The sequence below is a fragment of the Cohnella xylanilytica genome, assembly GCF_014212175.1.
GTDB lineage: Bacteria > Bacillota > Bacilli > Paenibacillales > Paenibacillaceae > Cohnella > Cohnella xylanilytica.
In genome coordinates this window covers 19640-42005 of sequence record NZ_JACJVR010000101.1, presented here as the reverse complement: position 1 = coordinate 42005, position 22366 = coordinate 19640, and the positions used below count along the sequence as shown (strand labels likewise).

Below are 22366 nucleotides of genomic sequence, written 5' to 3'. Positions count from 1 at the left end.
TTATCACAGACGTTTGACACGAATTTCATCCGTGTATTGACGAATGCTTTGGCGAAGAATATAATGGAGTCTAAATCGACCGAACATTTAACGGCCGTGAAGAGGAAGAAGCGGGAGGGCTCTTGAGCTCAGAGAGCGTCGGATTTGCTGAGACCGATGCCTTAATCCCTGTACGCTGGGTCTCCTCGGAGCTGTTCGCCTGAACCGCGGCGTCCGCCGCGTTGTAGGGGGAATCGGAATGACGCACGTTACCGCGTCCGAGGTATGAAGATCGGCGCTTGAGCGCTCAGGCGATCCGGCCATACTTTACGAGACCGTCGCCGCGAGGCGAGCGGTGAATCCGGGTGGTACCGCGGAAGGAACAGCCTTTCGTCCCAGAACGTCAATCGATGTTCGGGCGAAGGGCTTTTTTGATTTTCTTGGCGCCAATGCCAGAGAAGAATGAACATTCCGGAAGGAGGATGACGGATGAGCGCGCATAGTGCCACGCTGAAGTCCAAAGAAGAACTGATTGAGAAATGGAGCAAACCCGAAGTCATATCGGGATCGGAAATGCTGCTTCGAAGCCTGTTGTTGGAGGGTGTCGACTGCGTCTTCGGTTATCCGGGCGGCGCGGTTCTGTATATCTACGACGCCATGTACGGCTTCTCCGATTTCAACCACCTGCTCACCCGCCACGAGCAAGGAGCGATCCACGCGGCCGACGGCTATGCCCGCAGCACGGGCAAGGTCGGGGTCTGCATCGCCACCTCCGGCCCGGGGGCGACCAACCTGGTCACCGGCATCGCGACGGCTTACATGGATTCGGTGCCGCTCGTCGTCATCACCGGCAACGTCGCCACGTCGCTGATCGGCACGGACGCCTTCCAGGAAGCCGACATCGTCGGCATCACGATGCCGATCACGAAGCACAGCTACCTGGTGCGCGACGTCGAGGATCTGCCGCGCATCGTTCACGAAGCGTTCCACATCGCGAATTCGGGCCGCAAGGGGCCGGTTCTGATCGATATTCCGAAGGACGTGTCCGCCGCGAAGGCGCTGTTCCAGCCGGTGAAGGAAGTTCACCTGCGCGGATACAACCCGACGGTTCATCCGAACCGGAACCAAGTAGACAAGATGATCCGCGCGATCGAGCAGGCGGAGCGTCCGATCCTTCTTGTCGGCGGTGGGGCGGTATACTCCGGGGCGCATGAGGAAGTGTACGAGTTCGTCACGAAGACGCAGATTCCGATCACGACGACGCTGCTCGGCATCGGAGCGTTCCCGACCGGCCACGAGCTGCACATGGGCTTCCCGGGCATGCACGGAACGTGGACCGCGAACACGGCGATCCAGAACGCGGACCTGCTGATCAGCATCGGCGCCCGCTTCGACGACCGCGTGACGGGCAAGCTGTCGGGCTTCGCTCCGAAGGCGAAGATCGTCCACATCGACATCGACCCGGCCGAGATCGGCAAGAACGTGCCGACCGACATCCCGATCGTCGGCGACGTCAAGGCGGTTCTGGAGGTCGCCAACCAGCTGGCCAAGCGGGCGGACAAGGCCGACGCGTGGCGCGATCAGATTCAGGCCTGGAAGGCCGAGAAGCCGTTCGGCTTCAAGGATTCCGAGACCGAGCTGAAGCCGCAGTGGGTCGTGTCCATGATCCACGAGACGACGAAGGGCGAAGCGATCGTCACGACGGACGTCGGCCAGCATCAGATGTGGGCGGCTCAATTTTATCCGTTCAACAAGCCGCGCTCGTGGGTCACCTCCGGCGGCCTCGGCACGATGGGCTTCGGCTTCCCGTCGGCCATCGGCGCCCAGATGGGCAACCCGGACCGCACGGTCGTCTCCATCAACGGCGACGGCGGCATGCAGATGTGCGCCCAGGAGCTTGCGATCTGCGCGATCAACAACATTCCGGTCAAGGTCGCGATCCTGAACAACCAGGTGCTCGGCATGGTTCGCCAGTGGCAGGAGCTCATCTACGACAACCGCTACAGCCATATCGACCTTGCCGGCAGCCCGGACTTCGTGAAGCTGGCCGAAGCGTACGGCGTCAAGGGCTTCCGCGCGACGAACAAGGAGGAAGCGCGCCGCGCGTGGGAAGAGGCGCTTAAGCACCCGGGTCCCGCGGTCGTCGAGTTCGTCGTCCGCAAGGAAGAGAACGTCTTTCCGATGGTGCCGCAAGGCAGCACGATCGATCAAATGCTCATGGGGGATTCCGAATGAACCGCAAACATACCATTGCCATTCTCGTGAACGATCAGCCGGGAGTATTGCAGCGGGTGTCGGGGTTGTTCGGACGCAGAGGCTTCAACATCGAGAGCATTACGGTCGGAGCCTCCGAAGAACCCGGCCTGTCCCGGATGGTCATCGTCACGACGGGCGACGACCATACCCTGGAACAGATCCAGAAGCAGCTGTACAAGATCATCGACGTCATCAAAGTCGTCGACATCGGCTCGAATCCGATGGTCGGACGGGAGCTCGGCTTGATCAAGGTCAACGCCGAGCCTTCCGCCCGGCCGGAGATACTCGGCGTCGTCGAGACGTTCCGCGCCGCGGTCGTCGACATCGGACCGAACAGCCTGATCGTTCAGGTGGTCGGGGATTCCGAGAAGATCGACGCCATGATCGAGCTGCTGAAGCCGTACGGCATTCGCGAGCTGTCGCGCACCGGCGTGACCGCGATGACCCGCGGCAGCCGCTGATCGTCCAAGCGTCGGCGCCAGGCCGCCCTTATCGTTCTTCATCCGCTTCCCGCAGGAGCGGGTGTTCGAGGGGAGAAGCGGACGCATCGCCGCGGGCAAGGCTTGTCCGAGCCTGTGCACGAGCCCAGCTTCTCCCTTGGGACGCCCGTTCCATGAGGGTTGCCATACAAGGTTTATTTAATTAAGGAGGAACACATCAATGGCAGTCAAGTTATTCCATGAGAAGGACGCCGACCTCGGCGCTCTGAAAGGCAAGACGATCGCGGTCATCGGCTACGGCAGCCAAGGCCATGCTCAAGCTCAGAACCTGCGCGACAGCGGCCTGTCCGTCATCATCGGCCTGCGCGAAGGCAAATCCGCGGAAGCGGCCCGCAACGACGGCTTCGAAGTGCTGAGCGTCGCCGACGCGACCCGCAAGGCGGACGTCGTTCAAATCCTGATGCCGGACGAGACCCAAGCTTCCGTCTATAAGAACGAGATCGAGCCGAACCTGAAGAAGGGCGCCGCTCTCATGTTCTCCCACGGCTTCAACGTTCACTTCGGCCAGATCGTCGCTCCGGCGGACGCCGACGTTCTGCTCGTCGCTCCGAAGTCGCCGGGCCACATGGTTCGCCGCACGTACGTCGAAGGCTTCGGCGTTCCGGGCCTGATCGCGATTCATCAGAACGGCACGGGCAAGGCGTTCGAGATCGGCATGGCTTACGCGAAGGGCATCGGCTGCACCCGCGCGGGCGTCATCGAGACGACGTTCCGCGAAGAGACCGAGACCGACCTGTTCGGCGAGCAAGCCGTTCTGTGCGGCGGCGCCAGCGCCCTCGTCAAAGCGGGCTTCGAGACGCTGGTCGAAGCCGGCTACGCTCCGGAGATGGCTTACTTCGAGTGCTTGCACGAGCTGAAGCTGATCGTCGACCTCATGTATGAAGGCGGTCTCGCATCGATGCGCAATTCCATCTCCAATACGGCCGAGTACGGCGACTACGTCACCGGTCCTCGCGTCGTGACCGACGAGACGAAGAAGGCGATGAAGGCGGTTCTGGCGGACATCCAATCCGGCCGCTTCGCTCGCGACTTCATCCTCGAGAACCAATCCGGCCGCGCGTTCCTGACGGCTACCCGCCGCAACGAAGCCGAGCATCCGATCGAAGTGGTCGGCGCCCAGCTTCGCGGCCTGATGCACTGGATCAAGAAGTAAGCGACGAACGGCACCGGCTGTCCCGGGGGCAGGCTTCTGCCCTTGGGACAGCCTTTCTTTTACAGCCGCGGCGCCTTGGAATTGTGCTATAATTTAGAGCAGATGATCGTCTCTTCAGGAGGTGCGGGCCAACCCCTGCCATGAGGAAAATTTACGTATTCGACACGACTCTCCGCGACGGAGAGCAATCCCCGGGCGTCAACTTGAACACCCAAGAGAAAGTTGAAATCGCTCTCCAACTCGAGAAGCTCGGCGTAGACCGGATCGAAGCCGGATTCCCGGCGGCCTCTCCGGGCGATCTCGCGGCCGTCAACGCTGTGGCGCGCGCGGTGAAGAACGCGTCGGTCATGGGGCTTGCCCGTTCCGTGGAGAAGGACATCGACGCGGTATACGAAGCGCTGAAGGGCGCGGAGGACCCGGCGATCCACATCTTCCTCGCGACCTCCCCGATCCACCGGAAGCATAAGCTGCGGATGGAGAAGGAGCAGGTGCTCGAGACGGCGCAGAAGGCGATCCGCTACGCCAGGAAGTACTTCAGCCGGGTGGAGTTCTCGGCGGAAGACGCCGGCCGGACGGAGCTCGACTTCCTGTGCGAGGTGACCGCTCTCGCCGTTCGCGAAGGCGTGTCGGTCGTGAACATTCCGGATACGGTCGGCTACATGAACCCGCAGGAGTTCGGGAATATTTTCAGAACGTTGAAGGAAAACGTGCCGGATATCGAACGCATCCAGCTGTCCGCGCACTGTCACGACGACCTCGGCATGGCGACGGCGAACTCGCTGGCGGCGATCTTGAACGGAGCCGACCAGGTGGAAGGCACCATTAACGGCATCGGCGAACGGGCCGGCAATACCGCCCTCGAGGAAGTGGCTCTCGCCCTCGCGACGCGCGCGGATTATTTCGGCGCCCGGACGACGCTGAACCTGAAGGAGATCGCCAAGACGAGCCGGCTCGTCAGCAAGCTGACGGGGATGGTCGTGCCGGGCAACAAGGCGATCGTCGGCGCGAACGCGTTCGCCCACGAGTCCGGCATCCATCAGGACGGCGTCCTGAAGGAGAAGACGACGTACGAGATCATCTCGCCGGAGACGATCGGCCTGAAGGACAGCAAGCTCGTGCTCGGCAAGCACTCCGGACGCCACGCGTTCCGCGAGAAGCTGATCGACCTCGGCTTCGAGGACTTGACGGAGGACCAGGTCAACGCCGCCTTCGGCAAGTTCAAGGATTTGGCCGATCGCAAGAAGGATGTCAGCAACGAGGACATCATCGCTCTGCTCGAAGAGAAGATGGTCCAGACGCCGGAAGTGTTCGCCCTGGAGCAGCTGGTCGTCTCCTTCGACAGCCATGCCGCGCCGGCCGCGACCGTGCGTCTGAAGACGCAGTCCGGCATCGCCGAGACGACGGCGGGCGGCAACGGTTCCGTAGACGCGATCTACAAGGCGATCGACAAGCTGACGAAGGAAGAAGTCGTGCTGGACGATTACACGATCAAGTCGGTCACGGACGGAACGGACGCCCTGGGCGACGTACACGTCGTCCTGAAGCAAGGCGACGTCAACGCGCAAGGCCGAGGCGTCAGCACCGACATTCTCGAAGCGAGCGCCCGCGCGTACGTAGACGCGCTCAACCGGCTCGTCGACAAGCGCAACGCGCCGACCCGCAGCCGCAAGGACCGCGACAACGTCACGTTAATCTAATCGAACATGGATCACCGCCGCCCCATCGGACGACGGCAATATGAGAGCGGGGGCCCGCAGCTTCGCTGGGCTTCGCGACAAGGAATGGGGAACCCGAGATGAACTATCGGTTTTCCGCCAGACTGGGGAGCTTCTCCTCGTCGGCGGTTCGCGAGATTTTGAAGCTAACGCAAGGCGATTCCATTATTTCCTTCGCCGGCGGCTTGCCGGCCGAAGAGCACTTCCCTGTGGCGGCCATATCCGAAGCGTTCGGGCGCGTGATGCAGCTGGGGAACAAGGCGCTTCAATACGGCCTGACGGAAGGCTATTTGCCGTTGCGGGAGTCTCTGTGCAAGAGAATGGCCGGCAAAGGCATGAACGTGACGCCGGACAACATGCTGATCACGACCGGCTCGCAGCAAGTCATCGACTTGCTCACCCGCGTCTATATCGATCCGGGCGACGTCATCTTGGTCGAGCGCCCGACGTATTTGTCCGCGCTTCAAGTGTTCCGCTCTTACGGCGCTGTACCGGTGTCCGTGAACGGCGACAGCGACGGCATCGACCTCGACGATCTGAAGGCGAAGATCGCCAAGCATAAGCCGAAGATGCTGTACGTCATCCCGACGTTCTCGAATCCGACGGGACGGGTGTGGAGCGAAGAGCGCCGCCGCGGGGCTCTCGAGCTGTGCCATGCATCCGATACGCTTATTCTCGAGGACGATCCGTACGGGGAATTGAAGTTCGGAGACTCTTCCCGGAAGTATCCGTCGATCTTCGCGCTCGACCAGCATCCGGAAGGCTCCTGCGTCGTGTACACGAGCACGTTCTCCAAGACGGTCGCACCGGGTCTGCGCACCGGATGGGCTCTCGGCGACGCGGAAGTCATCCGCCAGATGGCTCGCGCCAAGCAAGCGGCCGATCTCCAATCCAGCTCGCTGGACCAGCAGACGCTTCATCAGCTGCTCGAGCACTTCGATCTGGACGGCCATATCGAGTTCGTCCGGAAGGAATACGAAGCCCGCATGAGGCAAATGGCCGACCTCATCCGGCAGCACGACTGGCCGGGCGCCGTCTGGGAAGAGCCGAAGGGCGGCATGTTCTTCTGGGTCGAGCTTCCCGAGACGATCGACACGGCCGAGCTTCTCAAGTCGGCTGTCGAGCAGGGCGTCGCGTTCGTGCCGGGCATCACGTTCTACGCGGATAACCCGCAGACCAACGCCATGCGCCTCAACTTCACCCACAACGATGCAGCAGGTACCGTCGCCGGCATGGAGCGCCTCTCCAAGGCTCTCGCCGCCGTGCTGGTTTAACCGCCGCGATCGTCCAATAGGTCCCGGGGTATCCATCTCGTCTCCCCGGTCCCATCCCAGCCGATCATTCGGGTTCATACCGGAATGGTCGGTTTTTTATTCGGCAGTAGTCCATGGCGTTCTACGTCCCCTTTCTCCCTCTTTTTAGTCTTATCCCCACTGCTCAGCCACGCCGCAAGAAGAAACTACACGTCTCAAATCGTACAATCGAAACCTCAGATGGAACAAATAATCGACTCGAATGGATAACGAACCCCGAATGGAACATAAAAGACTCGAATGTACAACGAACCCCGAATGGAATATAAAAGACTCGAATGTACAACGAACCCCGAATGGAATACCAATAACTTCGCATGCAACACCAAAGTGCTCGCATGCAATACCAAAAGCTCGCGCGCAACACCTAGAATAAAGCTACATATGGACATCACCGAAATAAAACTTCGAATAGAGTCCTCAAAAGTTCCATGGGCTCTCAAAGAAAGAATCCTCGAAACTCAATCCGAAGGCAGTCCAGACGGAATGATATACAAAGATAGGCTAAGTGAAGGGAGTCGCTGTCCTCAAATCGAAATCAGTTGTAGAGAAAGCATCTCCTCGGAATGCGTGTAGGCAGCCGAAGTCAGCTTGATCTTGCCATGCAATCTACCGAGAAGGAGTACTTGTTCGGAGAAGCGCTTCTACCGATCAATTGGGAGTATGTAACCACGGGGCGGAAAGAGCATTGATGCAGCAGGTCCGTAAGAATAGAAGCTCCGTCCTCCGATTCGAACCGGAAGCGGTATTCAAACTGGTTCAGGTACGCTTGAAGGTGCTTGGGGCCGAGGCCGCGGAACGTCTCGTTCATCCACCGCGAAGCCTCCTGGCATAGGCGGGCTAACGGGCGATGGCGGGCCGAGTTGTAGATGCCGATCGCTAACTGAACGGCGGATTCCGGCTTAACGTGATGCCGAATGAAGCTCTGAAAGCCGTCCCTCGTAATCATCCCGGCAAATAAATCGCCCGGAAGGACCTGATGCAGCTTAACGAGAACGATCCGGCCGTTCTCCGAGATAGAGGCGGCGGCGATCAGAGGATGCTTCTTGCGGCTCTGGTCGAACAGGGCGGTGAACGAAGTCGGCTCGTAACGGGCCTCGTTCACTCGTACGTTGCCGGCGAGCTTCACTTCGGATTCGGCCAGGCTTATCGCGCGGCGGATCTTATGGGCGATAAGCCAAGCCGTCTTGTACGTCACCTGGATCGAATCGGAGATGTGACGGGCGCTCGCGCCGAATGCGACCCAGTAAATGGCGAGGAACCATTTTCGAAGGGGGGTCTTACTCTTCTCCATGACGGTACCGGCAGTCAACGATACCTGATAGCGGCACTTCCGGCATTGATAAAGAGGGAGCCGCCGGGTACGAATGACCGATGCTTCGCGGTGGCGGCACAAAGGACACGTAAACCCTTCGGGCCACTTGGTTCGGTAGAGATGGCGAATGCAAGCATCCTCCGAATCCAGCAGCCGCAGGTGGTCGACAGAAGAAAATCGAGTCTCCATTGCAGCTCCTCCTTCGCCATAAACAGGAACATATGTTCGTTAATTTGATTCTACCAAACAAATGTTCCCATTTCAAGTTTTTTTGACGGGTGGAGGTTGGCTCGAAGCAGCTGAGGTATGGGGATAAGCCTAAAAAGGACGTTGATGGGCCTAAGGTATTGTAAGGGGGATGAAACATGAACGAAAGATGTAGACGCTAGTGGGAATAGATGGGTTAACGAGAGGGGAAGGATGGACGCCGGGGAAAAGATCAGGGGGAGTGGAGAGACGATCGGAGGAAAGACGAATTATGGAAGAGACGAATTGAGAAGGAAGAGATGAATTGAGAAGCAGGAGACCAAACGGAGAAGCAGGAGATGAATTAAGAAGCGGGAGATGAATTTGAGGGAGACGAATGGAGGCGGCTGAGCTGTGGGGATAAGGCTAAAAATGGCCGGGGAGCGGAAAGAGCCGAAAGAAATCGTGGCAGGCTGAGGAGGGGGGAGGATCGCGTCGGTTGCGAGGGGGACGTACGGTCGTGAGGGGAGTTCGAGAGGAATCGGAACGAGCCGGGCTGGTTGTTTATCCGAGCTCCATAGCTGCGGACTATAAAAACGATAGCTTTTATCTATTTTGCCATCGATGCCGAAGTGTGCTACAAATGATGTAGTGCCTTCATAGGACAATCGTATACGGGAGTGAACCTGAATCATGGCAGAAGTGAAGAAGATCGCCGTCATCGCCGGCGACGGAATCGGTCCAGAGGTCGTGGCCGAAGCGGTTAAGGTATTGAAGAAAACGGAAGAATTGTTCGGCTACAAATTCGAACTGGAATACGGTCTGTTCGGCGGCATCGCCATCGACGAGAAAGGAACTCCGCTGCCGCAAGAGACGCTGGAAATGTGCCAACGCGCGGACGCGGTGCTGCTTGGAGCGGTAGGCGGCCCGAAGTGGGACAACAATCCGAAGGAGCTTCGCCCGGAGACCGGCCTGCTCGGCATCCGCAAGGCGCTCGGCCTCTTCTCCAATATCCGTCCGGCGGTCGTGTTCGACTGCCTGAAGGACGCGTCCACGCTGAAGCCTGAAGTGCTGGAAGGCACGGACCTGATCGTCGTGCGCGAGCTGACCGGCGGCATCTACTTCGGCGAGAAGTTCCGCCGCGAGGGCGCGAACGGCCAGGAAGCGGTCGACACTTGCGTATACAACGTGCAAGAAGTCGAGCGCATCGTTCGCCAAGCGTTCGAGATCGCCCAGAAGCGCAGCAAGCGCCTGGCTTCCGTCGACAAGGCGAACGTGCTGGAGACGTCCCGCCTGTGGCGCGAGACGGTCAACCGCATCGCTCCGGAATACCCCGACGTGGAGCTCGAGCACGTGCTGGTCGACAACTGCGCGATGCAGCTGCTTCGCCGTCCGTCCAGCTTCGACGTTATCGTCACCGAGAACATGTTCGGCGACATCCTGAGCGACGAAGCCGCCATGCTGACGGGCTCCATCGGCATGCTCTCGTCCGCTTCGCTCGGAGAAGGCAGCTTCGGCTTGTACGAGCCGGTTCACGGCTCGGCTCCGGACATCGCGGGCCAAGGCATCGCCAACCCGATCGCGACGATTCTGTCCGTGGCGCTTATGTTCCAGCTCACTTTCGGATATGCTGAAGCAGGGCAAGTCATCGAGAACGCGGTGAAGAGCGTTCTGGACGCCGGCCACCGCACGGGCGACATCGCGGTCGACAAGAGCAAAGCGATCGGCACGAAGGAAATGGGCGATCTGATCGTCGCCGCCATGAGCCGCTAAACGGAAGATACTTATTTAGAATTGTTATAAATAAGTATTGATTCCATATTGATTTTCGTTCTCAATGATGGTACCATCTAGGTGTAGATCATGAGCCCGGCTGTTCAGGTCGGCAATATAGGAGGTTATTCACAATGGCAGAACGTTTGGTGGGCCGTCCGGCTCCGGATTTCACCCTTGAGACCGCCCTTGGCGACGGCAGCGGCTTCGGCAAGGCTTCCCTGTCCGATTACAAAGGCAAGTGGCTGGTATTCTTCTTCTACCCGCTCGACTTCACCTTTGTATGCCCGACCGAGATCGTCGCCCTCTCCGAAGCGGCCGATCAATTCAAGGCTCTGAATACCGAGATTCTCGGCGCGAGCGTCGACAGCATCCACAGCCACCGCGCTTGGATCAACACGCCGAAGAACGACAACGGCCTCGGCAAGCTGAACTTCCCGCTGGCAGCCGACATCACGAAGTCGGTCGCCCGCGACTACGGCGTCCTGATCGAAGAAGAAGGCATTGCTCTGCGCGGCCTGTTCATCATCGATCCGGAAGGCGAGCTGAAGTACCAAGTCGTCAACCACAACGACGTAGGCCGCAGCGTAGAAGAGACGCTCCGCGTGCTTCAAGCGCTCCAATCCGGCGGTCTGTGCCCGATCAACTGGAAGCCGGGGGACAAGCACCTGGTTGCAAAATAAGGATCGTCAAGCGCGATCGAGACGCATGCTTCGGCATGCGTCTTTGCTTTCTTCGGCATAATTCGCATATGATAAAAGCAGGGTTCGTCCCCCTCCGCTTCGACAAAAGGCTTCAAAAACATCGCGGCGGGGTAAAACGAATTCGGCAGGAATTCCATTTAAGCAGAGAGAATATAGTGTGTAGCATAGAGTCGTTCGATTCGTGCTCGACGAGGAGGGGGAGACGATGAGTTTCTGCTGCGGAGCCAGCATGATCGGGACCAAAGGAACGCTAAAGCATTATCGGACGCGTATCCATAACGTGCCGATCCTGTTCTGTCCGGTATGTCACCGGGTGGAAGTGCACTATCTGGTGGAGAACGAATACGAGATCTTGGCGGAGTACGCCCACGGCGACGGAGCCTCCGAGGTCGACTTCCACGATTATGTAGACGAGTCGGACAAAGCCCTCCACGAGAATTGCGTCAACAACGAAGAGGAAGATCCGATGGCGATCGTCCAGAGCCAGATCGATATGGCGCTCGACCTGCTGTCGTTCGCGAAGCAGCTGGGCGATTCGGAATGGGAGCAGCAGCTGAAGCGGCGCCTCGGGGTGCTGGCCGGACGCCGGCATAAGCTGCGCCTTAAGCGCGCGACCGGCGGGACCCTCTGAGACGGACGCCGCCGCCCGATACCGAGAACGAACGCTGCAGCCCCATCCGCGTCTAACGCCATCCCGCCGTTATCGGCCGTGCTTCCGGCGCCCCCGCGCCGCGAGCCGTTCGAATAAAGCCGGATAGGCGGGTCGGCGCGGATGAGGGCTTTTTTTGCGCGCGGCACCCCCTCAACCGACAACCAGACGACGAATGATATGAACGTGGGGTGAGCTCTTGCTGCTCTTACTGTGGAGAAAATGGACCGGACGGGGGAGCGCCGCCGTGGCCGAACGGCCGTCCATGTCGCCTGACGAGGCGATCGCGGCGATCCGGAACGGAGACGAGGCGCTCCGCAACGAATGGATCAAACAATATCAACCGTTCATCGCCAAGACGGCCAGCCGGTTCGCCAAACGGTACATCGACCCCGATCGCGACGATGAATTCAGCGTGGCCCTGGCGGCCTTCGACGAGGCGATCGACGGCTATTCGCCGGATGCGGGAGGAAGCTTCCTCGCCTTCGCGGCGCAGGTCATGAACCGCCGGCTTATCGATTACGCGCGCCGGGAGCGGCGGCACGCTTCCGTCGTGCCTTACAGCTCGCTGCAAGGCGAACGGGACGAAGAGTCGTCCATGCTGTCGGCGATCGAGGCGAAGGAAGCGCTGTCCGTCTACTCGCGCGAGAGGACGGCGGAGGAACGGCGGGACGAGATCGCCTCGCTGACGGCGGAGCTCGAGCCTTACGGGGTCCGCTTCGCCGACCTGGTCGATCAATCGCCGAAGCACCAAGATTCGAGGGACATGCTATTAAGCATCGGGGCGCGGTTGGCGCGGAACCCCGTTCTGTTCCGCCTGCTCGCGGACAAGCGTCAGCTTCCGCTCAAGGAGCTGTGCGAGATCGAGAACGTGTCGCGCAAGACGCTCGAGAGGAACCGCAAGTACTTGATCGCGGTTACCTTGATCGCGAGAGGGCCTTACCCGCTGCTGCAGGAATACATATATCCGTCGACGCCGGACAACAAGGAGGGGACGCTATGAACCGGGCCATCGTCATGTCACTGGAAGGCAATCGCGCGGTCGTGCTCGCGCAAGGCGGAAGGTTCATCCGGGTTCCGAGCCAGCCTCATTACCGGGTCGGCGACGAGATCGAACTGGAGCCGGAGGAAGCACGGCCTGGACGGCTCGCGTTCGCGCGGGGCGTCGGCGGCAAAGTCCGCGCGGCCGCGGCGGTCGTCGCTTCCTGCGCCGCCGTTGCGATGCTCCTGGCCGGCGTCTGGTGGTTCCGCGCTCCTTCGGTCGTCGCTTACGTCACGATGGACGTCAATCCGAGCGTGGAATTCGGAATCGACGGCAAGGAGCGGGTCCGCGAGCTTCGCGCGCTTAATCGGGACGCCGAGCCGATCGTCGCTTCCGTCGAGTACAAGGGAGAGAACGTCGAGGAAGTGACGGAGGAGATTGCCCGGGAGCTTGCGAAGCGGCATCTGCTGAACGGCGGCGACAGCGAGATCGTCCTGGCCAGCGTCGCGATCCGTCAGGTCGACGAGCAATGGGAGGCCGAGGTCACGGACAAAATGAAACGCGCGATCGAGGAAGCCGGCGCGGCGTCGAGCGGAGGCGACGCCGGAACGTCGGCGGGAACGAAGGCGCCGGAGAAGGCGGTACCGCGGATCACGACCGTGTCCGTGCCGAAGGAAGTGCGGGAGGAAGCGAAGGCGAACGGCTTGTCCGCGGGCAAGATGGCGTTCTGGCTGAAGGCCGAGAGCCAGGGGCACGACGTTCCGATCGAAGCGCTGAAGCACCGCTCGCTGAAGAAGATCGCTTCTTCCTGGGGCGGCGTTCAGGAAGTGCTCGGAAGCGGGAACGACGCTTCCGCCGGCCAGGACGAAGACTGGAACAAGCTTCTCCAGGAAGCGAGGAAGAAGCAGAAGGAGAAAGAAAAAGAGGACGAAAAACAAAAAGAGAACGAGCAAGGGACAGAGAACAAACAAGAGAGAGACAACGAGAACGGAACGGATAAAGCCGGTCCCAAGCCGCCAAGCAAAGCCAGCGGGAACGGAGACGCCAAAGGCCAGGCCGGTAACGGCAACGGAAACGGAAACGGAAACGGTAATGGTAACGGTAACGGCGTCCGCTACGGCGGCAAGGATACGGCCGGCTCCGGCAAGGAGAACGGCAAAAGCGGCAAGCCCGACGATGCCGCCAAGAACGGCAAGGACGGCAAAAACGGCGGCAGAAGCGGCAACGGAAGCGACGACATCAAAAGCAATAACAACGGCAAAGTAGACAAAGGCGCCGTCATCGGGAACGACGATAAAAACGGCGACGGCGATAAAAGCGGCAACGGCGAGAAGAACGGCAGCGACGGAGAAACCAGCAAAAAGGATAACGGCGGCAAGATTGATAGGTACGGCAGCTGGGGGAATGACAGCGACAACGGCAAAAACGGCAACGGCAAAGCGGGCGGCGGCTCCGCCAAAGGCGCCGTCACCGTCGTCATCGGGAACGATGAACCCGAAGACGGCCGAGGCGGCGGTGACAACCGGAGCGGTGAAGACCGCGCAAGCGACCGGGACGACAAGGACGACCGGAATTCCGGGCGCGGGAATCGCGAAGATCGGCGGTAAAATAGGCTTGTAGAGCCAAAAAAAGCCATTCGACAGTCCGCCGAGCCATTCGACATGATCTCTCATTGACAGGCCGAACGCCCGCGGCCTATGATAAATGTGAAATTTTGTCGGTATATTCCTTATCCTATCACCGATAAGTCCGGGAGGAACCCTTTATGGAAAGGTGGAAATCTCGCTATTTTCCGTCGCTGGCCGAATTCGCGCTAGCCGACGGAGAGGACCAGAACAAGGAGATCGCGGCGTTGCGGTACGATTTGCTGGGCGTTTCCACCGACGAAATTCTCGACCATCATGAAGAAAGCGTCCGATTCCTGCTCTCGAACGCCGACCCCGAAGACCGGATGACCTTGATGCACCGGTCTCTTTTGTTTCTCATGGAGCTTCTGGCGATGCTGCGGCTGCCGGAGGCCGCCGCCGGCGACGACGTCAGTGCCGACCGCCTGAAGGAAGCGGCCATCGATTCCCTCCCCATCGAGGAGGATAAGCCGAGCAAGTTCGAGACGGTTCTGCAGCATATGGACAGCGGCATCGCTTTGTTCGATACGTCGGGCCACCTGCGCTTCCTGAACGTCCAGATGTCCAGGCTGCTGCAGGCTCCCCGGCGAATTCTGATCGGCAATTCGCTGCGCCAGCTTTTTTTCCACCCCTATCTTCGCAAGTCGATCCGGATGATCTTCCTGCGCATGTACAAGGAGATGGTGTATTACCGCCGCTTCCACGGGGAGTTCCAGGACTCGAACGGCCGGTTCCTGCTTATCAGCATTACGCAGATCGACGAATTGGACGGCGACTACCTGATCAGCGTCAAGGACGTGTCCGAGTACAAGCAGATCGAGCAGACGGCGTTCCAGAACGACAAGCTGGCGATGCTGGGGAAGATCGCGGCGGCCATCGCGCATGAGATTCGGAATCCGCTTACATCGATCCGGGGATTCATCCAGCTGTTGAAGCCTTACCTGGAATCGATCGGCAAGCTCGAGTACGCCCGCATCATTCTGTCGGAGATCGACCGGGCGAACGACATCATCTACGAGTTCCTGAACTCCTCCAAGCCGTCCGCGCCGATGAAGCAGAAGCTGTCGGTGGCATCGCTCGTGAAGGAGACGATTCTGCTCACCGAGAGCGAAGCCCATATGAAGGGCTGCGAGCTGCAATACGAGATTTACGATTCCGAGATCGCGGTCGCCATCGACGTGAAGCAGATCAAGCAGGTGCTGCTCAACATCGTCAAGAACGCGATGGACGCCATTCTCGAAGCCGGGGACCAGCGCAAAGGCCTGATCGAGATGTCGGCCCGGCGAGAGGGGCGGTTCGCGGTCATCCGGATTCGCGACAACGGCAAGGGAATGGACCGGACGACGCTCAACCGGCTGTTCGACCCGTTCTTCACCACGAAGGAGGAGGGCACCGGGCTCGGCCTCTCGGTCAGCTACCGGATCATTCGGAACCATGGCGGAATGATCCAGGTCGACAGCCAGGTGAACGAAGGCACGGAATTCATGATTTATTTGCCGTTGGTCGCGGACAAGGAGTAGGGGGCGGGGCGCTAATGCTTTGCTAACAATTCCCGTTCTTGCCGGCCCATGAAACTAATGAAAATCAAATAAACGGCATCTAATTTCCCTAACAATTTCCTCCTATTCTTACGTTAGAGAATAATGGCTAATGGAGGAAGGGAAGGAAATGAGGTTATCGGATTTTTACAAAGACCTGTTCGAAGAGGCCTTTTGTAAATTCGAGCCTGTGTGGGAGGCGGACGCGCCGAGTCCGGCCGAGTATCGATGGTCCAAGGCCAACTATCCGTTCAGGGAGCAATTCCAGATCGTTCATTCGGAGGACGGGCATCCGGTGCTGCTGTTCTCCTTTTTGCTGCCGGAGCCGTATTTGGATTCCACGATCTTCGAAGAGGTCAAGAGCTACGAATCGAGCTACGGCCTGTCGCTGATCGTCATGGAGAGGACGCTCCGCCTCGTCGCGAAGCAGCCGGCCGAGAACATGCGGGAATCGATCCTGGGCTTCATCCACCAGGCGAGGAGCGAAGTGATGGACATTCTGGACCGCGTCGCCAAGCGGGCGAGAGGCCAACGGTCGCGGCCGTCCGCCCCCTGCTCTTGAGCGGGAGGGAACGCGGCCGTCCGCAGGCTCTCGTTTTTCCGATCGGTTAAAGGGTATAATGGGGGGGGAAGCGCCAATCGAGAAAGGAAGCGAGAGCATGAGCGTGTCGGACATCGGAAGCCGGGTGCCTCCGGGGCAGCGGCTCACGACGGGGTTCCCGGTTCTGCATCACGGGGAGGTGCCGTACTACGAGGACCTGAGCCGATGGGATCTGAAGCTGTTCGGGCTCGTGGAGGAGGAAGCGACGATCCCGTTCGACGAATTCATGAGCCTGCCGCGGCGGGAGTTCGTGAACGACATCCACTGCGTGACGACGTGGTCGAAGCTGGACAACGTCTGGGAAGGCGTGGCCGTCTCCACGGTGATGGAGCGGGTGAAGCTGAAGCCGGAGGCGAAGTACGTCATGCTGCACGCCGAGCACGGCTGGACGACGAACCTTCCGCTCGAGGACTTCCTCCGGGAGACGAGCTTCTTCGGCCTGAAGCACAACGGGGAGACGCTGACGCCGGAGCACGGCTACCCGGTCCGGATGGTCGTCCCGCACCTGTACTTCTGGAAGAGCGCGAAGTGGCTGAGGGGCGTCGAGTTCCGGGCGACCGACAAGCCGGGCTTCTGGGAGCGGAACGGTTACCACATGTATGGCGATCCCTTTCTGGAACAGAGATACGACTTCGACTAGAAAACGGCGAAGGAAAAGGCCTGCTGTCCCCAAGCAGGCCTTTAACCTTTTCATTCAGTACGTTAAACGGACGAGCTTGCTCGTTCTCTCGTTCTGCCGCAACCGGATGAGGATGAACGATAAAACGAAAGAGGATAATAAAGTGATCATGAAGTACAGCCAGCTGTAGTTCTTCTCAAGATTCATGGACAACAAGGAGAATACCTTCGGATAGACGATCATGAACAACGGATGCGTGCAATAAATCAGGACGCTGCTGTCTCTCAGCAGGCGGTAATCCAAATTCCAATCGGGCCATTTCGCGTTCAGAAGGAAATGAACCAGGAAGTAGGCGGACGGAATCAGGAACAGCATCATGTTGAAATCGACAGGATCCGTGTACGTATTCAATACATAAAACTCGATAACCAACCCCGCCAGAGATACGCAGCAGAGGAAGGCCGATACCGAAGGTCGAATCGCCGCCTTCTTGACGGCCATAAACGCTCCTAGCGAGACGTAGAACAATCCGAAGAACAGGCCGTTCCGAGTCGATACGAAGAGGCTCTCATAACCGTCTACAATCCCGGATAACGCCGAATTCCCCTCGATCAAGCCGCTGTACGAATCCCCGAATAGTCCTGCGAGGTAAAAGACGAAGGAGATGGCCAGAATCGTCTGGACGGACAGCATTCTGCTAAGCCAATAGAACAGAGCGATCGCGAAAATAAGGGCCGGGAAGTACCAAAGATGAAAATGGCTCCCGTCGAAAAAGAAATTCTGGACGAAGCTCGTTAAACCTTGGACGACATCTTGATGTTCCGAATAAATGACGTACGCGTGGTAGACGAAGTAAACGAGGCTCCAGAAGAGATAAACGAGGATTAAACGGTACAGGTATTTAACGACATATTGAGGATCGCCTTGCCGCTTGCGGATCTTCGAATAAAAAAGGTATCCGGACGTCATGAAGAAGAAGGGGACGGCAATTCTTGCGATCGAGGAGATGAATCCGAAGCTTAAGTCTTCGTTAAAGGACAACAAGGGCTTCGTATGTATGCAGACGACCAAGATTGCGGCAATGAACCTCATCAAATCAAGCGAATGAATGCTTTGGCTCCCAGATCGGGAAACTTCTCCCTCCAAACCTTCCACTCTCCTATCTTGGATATTTTTAGCTAAATGGTAACATACGAACAGATTGGGGTAAACGGGAAGGTTATCCGCGCGGGAAGGCCCGCGGGATACAGGGGGGCTACACGAAGACGGCGAAGCCGGGAGACGAGTTGGATCGAGAGGACGGGGCGGCCTTTGGGCGGCTTCTTTTTTATGTGGTATCAGCGGGCTAATAGCAACAAAAAAACCGACACGTAGGTGTCGGTTGGCTGTTTTAGACAGTTTTGAAGAAAAGATAGATGTCCTCGCCATCTATAATATTAGTATAACCGAAGGATGAATATAAGTCTATACTTTTGGGCGAATTTTGGATATATTTTTTCAGCATCTCAAAAAAGGAGGAGAATGGTTTGATCTCATTGCAAGGAATCAGCAAGTCGTTCAAGGTGGCCCGGCGCGCCGCGGGGCTGCGTCAGGCCGCCAAATCGCTGATCTTCCGCGAGCATACGGTCGTCGAAGCGCTCAAGGATATCACATTCTCGATCGGAGAGGGCGAGATCGTCGGCTACATCGGTCCGAACGGAGCGGGCAAGTCGACGAGCATCAAGGTGATGAGCGGCATTCTGGTGCCGGATCGCGGCTCCTGCACGATCAAAGGCTATACGCCTTGGAAGGAGAGAACCGCCTACGTCGGCCATATCGGGGTCGTGTTCGGCCAGCGCTCCCAGCTCTGGTGGGACGTGCCCGTCATCGACTCCTTCCAGCTGCTGAAGGACATCTACCGCATTCCGCCGGACGAATACCGGCGCAATCTGGCGCTGCTGACGGAGACGCTGGACCTGGGCGGCCTGCTCGAGACGCCGGTCAGGCAGCTCAGCCTCGGCCAGCGGATGCGGTGCGAGATCGCCGCGTCGCTGCTGCACGGGCCGAGCGTCCTGTTCCTGGACGAGCCGACGATCGGCCTGGACGCGGTCAGCAAGCTCGCCGTCCGCGACTTCATCCGGACGATCAACCGCGAGAAGGGAGTCACGGTGATCCTCACCACGCACGATATGAGCGACATCGAAGCGCTGGCGGACCGGATCCTGCTGATCGGCAAAGGAACGCTGCTCTACGACGGAACGCTGCAGCAGCTTAGGGGCAGGTTCGGGACGGAGCGCACGGTCACGGTCGACTATCGGGGAGGCTCGGGCCAGGGCCCGCTCGTCGTCGAAGGGGCCGAATCGGTCTCCTGGTCGCCGGAGCGGGCGGTGTTCCGCGTCGACACCGGGAAGACGCGGATCGCGGACGTGCTGTCGCGGCTGTCCGAGCAAGCCGAGCTGCTCGACGTCGCGATCGAGGCGAAGCCGGTGGAGGAGCTGATCGTCGAGCTGTACCGGGAGCATCGGATATGAGGCCGTATCTGTCCGTCTGGAAGCTGCGGTTCATCCTCGGGATGCAGTACCGCTCGGCCGCTATCGCCGGCATCGCCACTCAGCTGTTCTTCGGAATGATCTTCCTCATGATCTTCCAAGCCTTCTATAGCGGGAGCGCGGCGGAGCCCCCGATGCCTCTGGACCGCCTCGTCTCCTATGTTTGGCTGCAGCAGATCTTCCTCTCGCTCATTATGCTGTGGTTCCGCGACAACGAGATCTTCCAGCTCATCACGAGCGGCAACGTCGCCTACGAGTTGTGCCGGCCGTGCGGCCTCTATTCGTTCTGGTACGCGAAGCTGCTCGGCCAGCGCCTGTCGAGCGCGACGCTGCGCTGCTTCCCGATTCTGCTTATCGTCTTCTTCCTGCCGAAGCCCTTCCGGCTGAGTCCGCCCGCGAGTCCCGAGGCGTTCGTCCTGTTCCTGGCCGCCCTTGCGCTCGGCCTCCTGGTCGTCGTCGGCGTCTCGATGTTCATCTACATCTCCGTCTTCTGGACGCTGTCGCCGGTCGGCTCGACGCTTATGATCTCCGTGGCGGGCGAATTCTTCGCCGGCATGATCATCCCCGTCCCGCTTATGCCTCATTGGCTGCAGACGGTCGCCGGCTTCCTGCCGTTCCGCTGGACGGCGGACTTCCCGTTCCGCGTCTACAGCGGCGACATCCCGGCCGGCGAAGCCTTATGGGGCATCGCGGCGCAGCTCGTCTGGATCGCGGCGCTGACGGCGGCCGGCGCTTGGACCCTGCGAAGAGCGCTGCGGCGAATCGTCGTACAAGGAGGCTGATCGAGCCATGGTTCTCTACTTCAAATACTTGTCGATCTTGTTCAAGTCCCAACTGCAATACCGGGCGTCGTTCTGGCTGCTGACGTTCGGCCAGTTCTTCATTCCGTTCTCGGTCTTCGCCGGAATGTACCTGATGTTCGAGCGGTTCGGCGAGCTCCGCGGCTGGACGTTCTACGAGGCGGCGCTCGTCTTCGCGGTCATCCACCTGGCGTTCTCGCTGAGCGAATGCTTCGCCCGAGGCTTCGACATGTTCTCCGGGCTGATCGCAAGCGGAGGCTTCGACCGCCTGCTCGTCCGCCCGCGCAGCACGGCGCTCCAGGTGCTCGGCTCGCAATTCGAGTTCACCCGGTTCGGCCGTCTGCTGCAGAGCGCGATCGTCCTCGTCTGGGCGCTGGCGAAGCTGCCTATCGACTGGAACGCGCCGAGAGCGGTCACGCTCGCGCTTATGGTCGCGTGCGGCGTGCTTATTTTCACGGGGATCTACATGCTCTTCGCCACGCTCTGCTTCTGGACCGTCCAGGGGCTGGAGATCGGGAACATCTTCACGGACGGCGGGCGGGAGATGGCGCAATATCCGCTGGATATCTATAAAAAATGGGTCACCGTCTTCTTCACGTTCGTCATCCCGTTCGGGTGCGTCAACTACCTGCCCTTGCTCTACGTGCTCGGGAGGGCGCACGGCCACCCCGCCGGGTACATGGCGATGCCCCTCGCGGGCGTCCTGTTCCTGCTGCCGTGCCTGGCGGTCTGGCTGATCGGCGTGCGGCATTACCGGTCGACGGGCTCCTGACCCGGGCGACTCATTCGTTCGACACATGAAAAATATCGGCGGCTTCCGACCCTCTCCATGGTACAATAGAGCAAGTTTTGACATCGCTGAACGACGAGTGAGGGAACCGTAGAAAATGAAGGATGGAGTCCAAGAGAGACAAGCCGGACTGTCGCGGGGCATGCTGCTGCTGATGGCCTTCTCCGCCGGCATGACGGTGGCCAACCTGTATTACAACCAGCCGCTGCTCGCGGATATCGGGCGCTCGTTCGGCGTCGGGCCGGACGAGGCGGGGGTGATCTCGACGTGCACCCAGATCGGCTACGCGGCGGGCATGTTCCTGTTCGTGCCGCTGGGAGACATCAAGGAACGGAGAGGGCTGATCTCCGTCCTGCTGGCGCTCGTCTGCGTCTCCCTGATCGGGGTCGCGGCGGCGCCCAACCTGATCTGGATGTACGCCGCCAGCGTCGCCGTCGGGCTGACGACGATCGTGCCGCAGGTGTTGATTCCGCTTGCGGCCACCTTGGCCGCTCCCGGCGGGCAGGGCAAGGCCGTCGGCACGGTGACGAGCGGCCTGCTGCTCGGCATTCTGCTGACGCGAACGGTATCGGGCCTCATCGGAGGCACCTGGGGCTGGCGCGTCATGTACGGGATCGCCGCTGCGGCGATGCTCGTCCTGCTCGCGCTGCTGCGGATGAAGCTGCCGAAGAACGTGCCGTCTCAGACGCTCGGATACGGGCAGCTGCTCGGCTCGATGTTCGGCCTCGTGCGAAGGCACGCCGTTCTGCGCGAGTCGGCGCTGATCGGGGCGGCCAACTTCGCGGCGTTCAGCATCTTCTGGACGGCGCTGTCGTTCTATCTGGAGGGAGAGCCCTACCGCTACAGCAGCCAGGTCGCGGGGCTGTTCGGGCTGATCGGAGCCGCGGGCGCGCTGGGCGCCCCGCTCGTCGGGCGGCTCGCCGACCGCTTCCGGATCTCGCGGATCATCGGCGTCCTCCTCGCGCTCAACCTGCTGTCCTGGCTTCTGTTCGGAGCGCTCGGCGGCTCTCTCGCGGCGCTGATCGCGGGCGTCGTGCTGCTCGATCTCGGCGTGCAAGGGACGCAGGTCGCCAACCAGACGAGAATCTACGCGCTCGATCCGCCCGCGCGGAGCCGCCTCAACACCGTTCAGATGGTGACGACCTTCCTCGGAGGGGCGGTCGGCTCTTCTCTGGGCAGCTTCGCTTGGCACGAGTGGGGATGGAGAGGCGTCTGCCTGTCGGGAGGCGGCGCGATGCTGTTCGGGTTCCTCGTCTGGGCCGTCCACCGGGTTCGCTTCTCCCGTTCGGCCCCGGTGCGCCGGGACGCGGCGTAAGGCGCGGGGCCCCGCGCCTTGTCGG

19 protein-coding genes are annotated in these 22366 nt (G+C 59.9%); 17 read left to right on the top strand and 2 right to left on the bottom strand.

Features of this window, described 5'->3' with window-relative positions; genetic code table 11:
• The first annotated feature begins 468 nt into the window (after positions 1–468).
• The 5 genes from ilvB (at position 469) to H7B90_RS25385 (ending at position 6877) form a co-directional block, all read left to right on the top strand.
• The gene (gene ilvB / locus H7B90_RS25405; protein ID WP_185138702.1) at positions 469–2214 is read left to right on the top strand and encodes a biosynthetic-type acetolactate synthase large subunit; all 1746 of its coding nucleotides are present in this window, start codon (positions 469–471) and stop codon (positions 2212–2214) included.
• On the top strand, positions 2211–2696 hold the full coding sequence (ilvN, locus tag H7B90_RS25400) for an acetolactate synthase small subunit (protein WP_185138701.1): 486 nt from the start codon (positions 2211–2213) through the stop codon (positions 2694–2696). Before ilvB ends, ilvN begins: the two co-directional genes overlap by 4 nt.
• A gap of 199 nt (positions 2697–2895) precedes the next feature.
• Entirely contained in the window at positions 2896–3888 is a 993-nt protein-coding gene (gene ilvC / locus H7B90_RS25395) for a ketol-acid reductoisomerase (RefSeq protein ID WP_185138700.1), read from the top strand.
• Positions 3889–4028: 140 nt separating this feature from the next.
• On the top strand, positions 4029–5585 hold the full coding sequence (locus tag H7B90_RS25390; RefSeq protein WP_185138699.1) for a 2-isopropylmalate synthase: 1557 nt from the start codon (positions 4029–4031) through the stop codon (positions 5583–5585).
• A gap of 98 nt (positions 5586–5683) precedes the next feature.
• Positions 5684–6877 carry an aminotransferase-like domain-containing protein gene (locus H7B90_RS25385; protein WP_185138698.1) on the top strand — a complete coding sequence of 398 codons (1194 nt, stop codon included), beginning with the start codon at positions 5684–5686 and terminating at the stop codon, positions 6875–6877.
• Positions 6878–7502: 625 nt separating this feature from the next.
• On the opposite strand, the gene H7B90_RS25380 is transcribed toward H7B90_RS25385, so the two are convergent.
• A complete protein-coding gene (locus H7B90_RS25380; RefSeq protein WP_185138697.1) occupies positions 7503–8420 on the bottom strand; it encodes a transposase in 918 nt (305 codons plus the stop codon).
• 690 nt (positions 8421–9110) lie between these two features.
• On the opposite strand from H7B90_RS25380, the gene leuB reads away from it, so the two are divergent.
• From leuB to H7B90_RS25340, 8 genes are all read left to right on the top strand, one after another.
• A complete protein-coding gene (leuB, locus tag H7B90_RS25375; RefSeq protein WP_185138696.1) occupies positions 9111–10190 on the top strand; it encodes a 3-isopropylmalate dehydrogenase in 1080 nt (359 codons plus the stop codon).
• Positions 10191–10324: 134 nt separating this feature from the next.
• Entirely contained in the window at positions 10325–10873 is a 549-nt protein-coding gene (locus H7B90_RS25370; protein ID WP_185138695.1) for a peroxiredoxin, read from the top strand.
• Between the two features lie 226 nt (positions 10874–11099).
• The gene (locus tag H7B90_RS25365; protein ID WP_185138694.1) at positions 11100–11525 is read left to right on the top strand and encodes a hypothetical protein; all 426 of its coding nucleotides are present in this window, start codon (positions 11100–11102) and stop codon (positions 11523–11525) included.
• A 217-nt stretch (positions 11526–11742) separates the two neighbouring features.
• Positions 11743–12546: an RNA polymerase sigma-I factor gene (gene sigI, locus H7B90_RS25360; protein ID WP_246578675.1), complete on the top strand. Its 804-nt coding sequence runs from the start codon at positions 11743–11745 to the stop codon at positions 12544–12546.
• A complete protein-coding gene (locus H7B90_RS25355; RefSeq protein ID WP_185138693.1) occupies positions 12543–14132 on the top strand; it encodes an anti-sigma-I factor RsgI family protein in 1590 nt (529 codons plus the stop codon). Before sigI ends, H7B90_RS25355 begins: the two co-directional genes overlap by 4 nt.
• Before the next feature lie 158 nt (positions 14133–14290).
• Entirely contained in the window at positions 14291–15670 is a 1380-nt protein-coding gene (locus H7B90_RS25350; protein WP_185138692.1) for a two-component system sensor histidine kinase NtrB, read from the top strand.
• A 148-nt stretch (positions 15671–15818) separates the two neighbouring features.
• Positions 15819–16250, top strand: a complete 432-nt coding sequence (locus tag H7B90_RS25345) for a hypothetical protein (RefSeq protein ID WP_185138691.1) — start codon at positions 15819–15821, stop codon at positions 16248–16250.
• Positions 16251–16347: 97 nt separating this feature from the next.
• On the top strand, positions 16348–16929 hold the full coding sequence (locus tag H7B90_RS25340; protein WP_185138690.1) for a sulfite oxidase-like oxidoreductase: 582 nt from the start codon (positions 16348–16350) through the stop codon (positions 16927–16929).
• A gap of 54 nt (positions 16930–16983) precedes the next feature.
• Here the strand turns inward: H7B90_RS25340 and H7B90_RS25335 are convergent, their stop codons facing one another.
• Positions 16984–18336 carry an acyltransferase gene (locus H7B90_RS25335; protein ID WP_260411218.1) on the bottom strand — a complete coding sequence of 451 codons (1353 nt, stop codon included), beginning with the start codon at positions 18334–18336 and terminating at the stop codon, positions 16984–16986.
• A gap of 98 nt (positions 18337–18434) precedes the next feature.
• On the opposite strand from H7B90_RS25335, the gene H7B90_RS25330 reads away from it, so the two are divergent.
• The 4 genes from H7B90_RS25330 to H7B90_RS25315 all read left to right on the top strand — a co-directional run bounded on the left by H7B90_RS25330 (position 18435) and on the right by H7B90_RS25315 (position 22341).
• Positions 18435–19418 carry an ABC transporter ATP-binding protein gene (locus H7B90_RS25330; protein ID WP_185138688.1) on the top strand — a complete coding sequence of 328 codons (984 nt, stop codon included), beginning with the start codon at positions 18435–18437 and terminating at the stop codon, positions 19416–19418.
• Positions 19415–20218 carry an ABC transporter permease gene (locus H7B90_RS25325; protein ID WP_185138687.1) on the top strand — a complete coding sequence of 268 codons (804 nt, stop codon included), beginning with the start codon at positions 19415–19417 and terminating at the stop codon, positions 20216–20218. The genes H7B90_RS25330 and H7B90_RS25325 overlap by 4 nt, the downstream gene beginning before the upstream one ends.
• Before the next feature lie 7 nt (positions 20219–20225).
• A complete protein-coding gene (locus H7B90_RS25320; RefSeq protein WP_185138686.1) occupies positions 20226–21008 on the top strand; it encodes an ABC transporter permease in 783 nt (260 codons plus the stop codon).
• Positions 21009–21123: 115 nt separating this feature from the next.
• Positions 21124–22341, top strand: a complete 1218-nt coding sequence (locus H7B90_RS25315; RefSeq protein WP_185138685.1) for an MFS transporter — start codon at positions 21124–21126, stop codon at positions 22339–22341.
• Positions 22342–22366: the final 25 nt, after the last annotated feature.

Excerpts from the sequence above, each read along its gene's own strand:
- ilvB (WP_185138702.1), top strand. The coding sequence starts at position 469 with ATGAGCGCGCATAGTGCCACGCTGAAGTCCAAAGAAGAACTGATTGAG.
- ilvN (WP_185138701.1), top strand. The coding sequence starts at position 2,211 with ATGAACCGCAAACATACCATTGCCATTCTCGTGAACGATCAGCCGGGA.
- ilvC (WP_185138700.1), top strand. The coding sequence starts at position 2,896 with ATGGCAGTCAAGTTATTCCATGAGAAGGACGCCGACCTCGGCGCTCTG.
- H7B90_RS25390 (WP_185138699.1), top strand. The coding sequence starts at position 4,029 with ATGAGGAAAATTTACGTATTCGACACGACTCTCCGCGACGGAGAGCAA.
- H7B90_RS25385 (WP_185138698.1), top strand. The coding sequence starts at position 5,684 with ATGAACTATCGGTTTTCCGCCAGACTGGGGAGCTTCTCCTCGTCGGCG.
- H7B90_RS25380 (WP_185138697.1), bottom strand. The coding sequence starts at position 8,420 with ATGGAGACTCGATTTTCTTCTGTCGACCACCTGCGGCTGCTGGATTCG.
- leuB (WP_185138696.1), top strand. The coding sequence starts at position 9,111 with ATGGCAGAAGTGAAGAAGATCGCCGTCATCGCCGGCGACGGAATCGGT.
- H7B90_RS25370 (WP_185138695.1), top strand. The coding sequence starts at position 10,325 with ATGGCAGAACGTTTGGTGGGCCGTCCGGCTCCGGATTTCACCCTTGAG.
- H7B90_RS25365 (WP_185138694.1), top strand. The coding sequence starts at position 11,100 with ATGAGTTTCTGCTGCGGAGCCAGCATGATCGGGACCAAAGGAACGCTA.
- H7B90_RS25355 (WP_185138693.1), top strand. The coding sequence starts at position 12,543 with ATGAACCGGGCCATCGTCATGTCACTGGAAGGCAATCGCGCGGTCGTG.
- H7B90_RS25350 (WP_185138692.1), top strand. The coding sequence starts at position 14,291 with ATGGAAAGGTGGAAATCTCGCTATTTTCCGTCGCTGGCCGAATTCGCG.
- H7B90_RS25345 (WP_185138691.1), top strand. The coding sequence starts at position 15,819 with ATGAGGTTATCGGATTTTTACAAAGACCTGTTCGAAGAGGCCTTTTGT.
- H7B90_RS25340 (WP_185138690.1), top strand. The coding sequence starts at position 16,348 with ATGAGCGTGTCGGACATCGGAAGCCGGGTGCCTCCGGGGCAGCGGCTC.
- H7B90_RS25335 (WP_260411218.1), bottom strand. The coding sequence starts at position 18,336 with ATGGCGAGGACATCTATCTTTTCTTCAAAACTGTCTAAAACAGCCAAC.
- H7B90_RS25325 (WP_185138687.1), top strand. The coding sequence starts at position 19,415 with ATGAGGCCGTATCTGTCCGTCTGGAAGCTGCGGTTCATCCTCGGGATG.
- H7B90_RS25320 (WP_185138686.1), top strand. The coding sequence starts at position 20,226 with ATGGTTCTCTACTTCAAATACTTGTCGATCTTGTTCAAGTCCCAACTG.
- H7B90_RS25315 (WP_185138685.1), top strand. The coding sequence starts at position 21,124 with ATGAAGGATGGAGTCCAAGAGAGACAAGCCGGACTGTCGCGGGGCATG.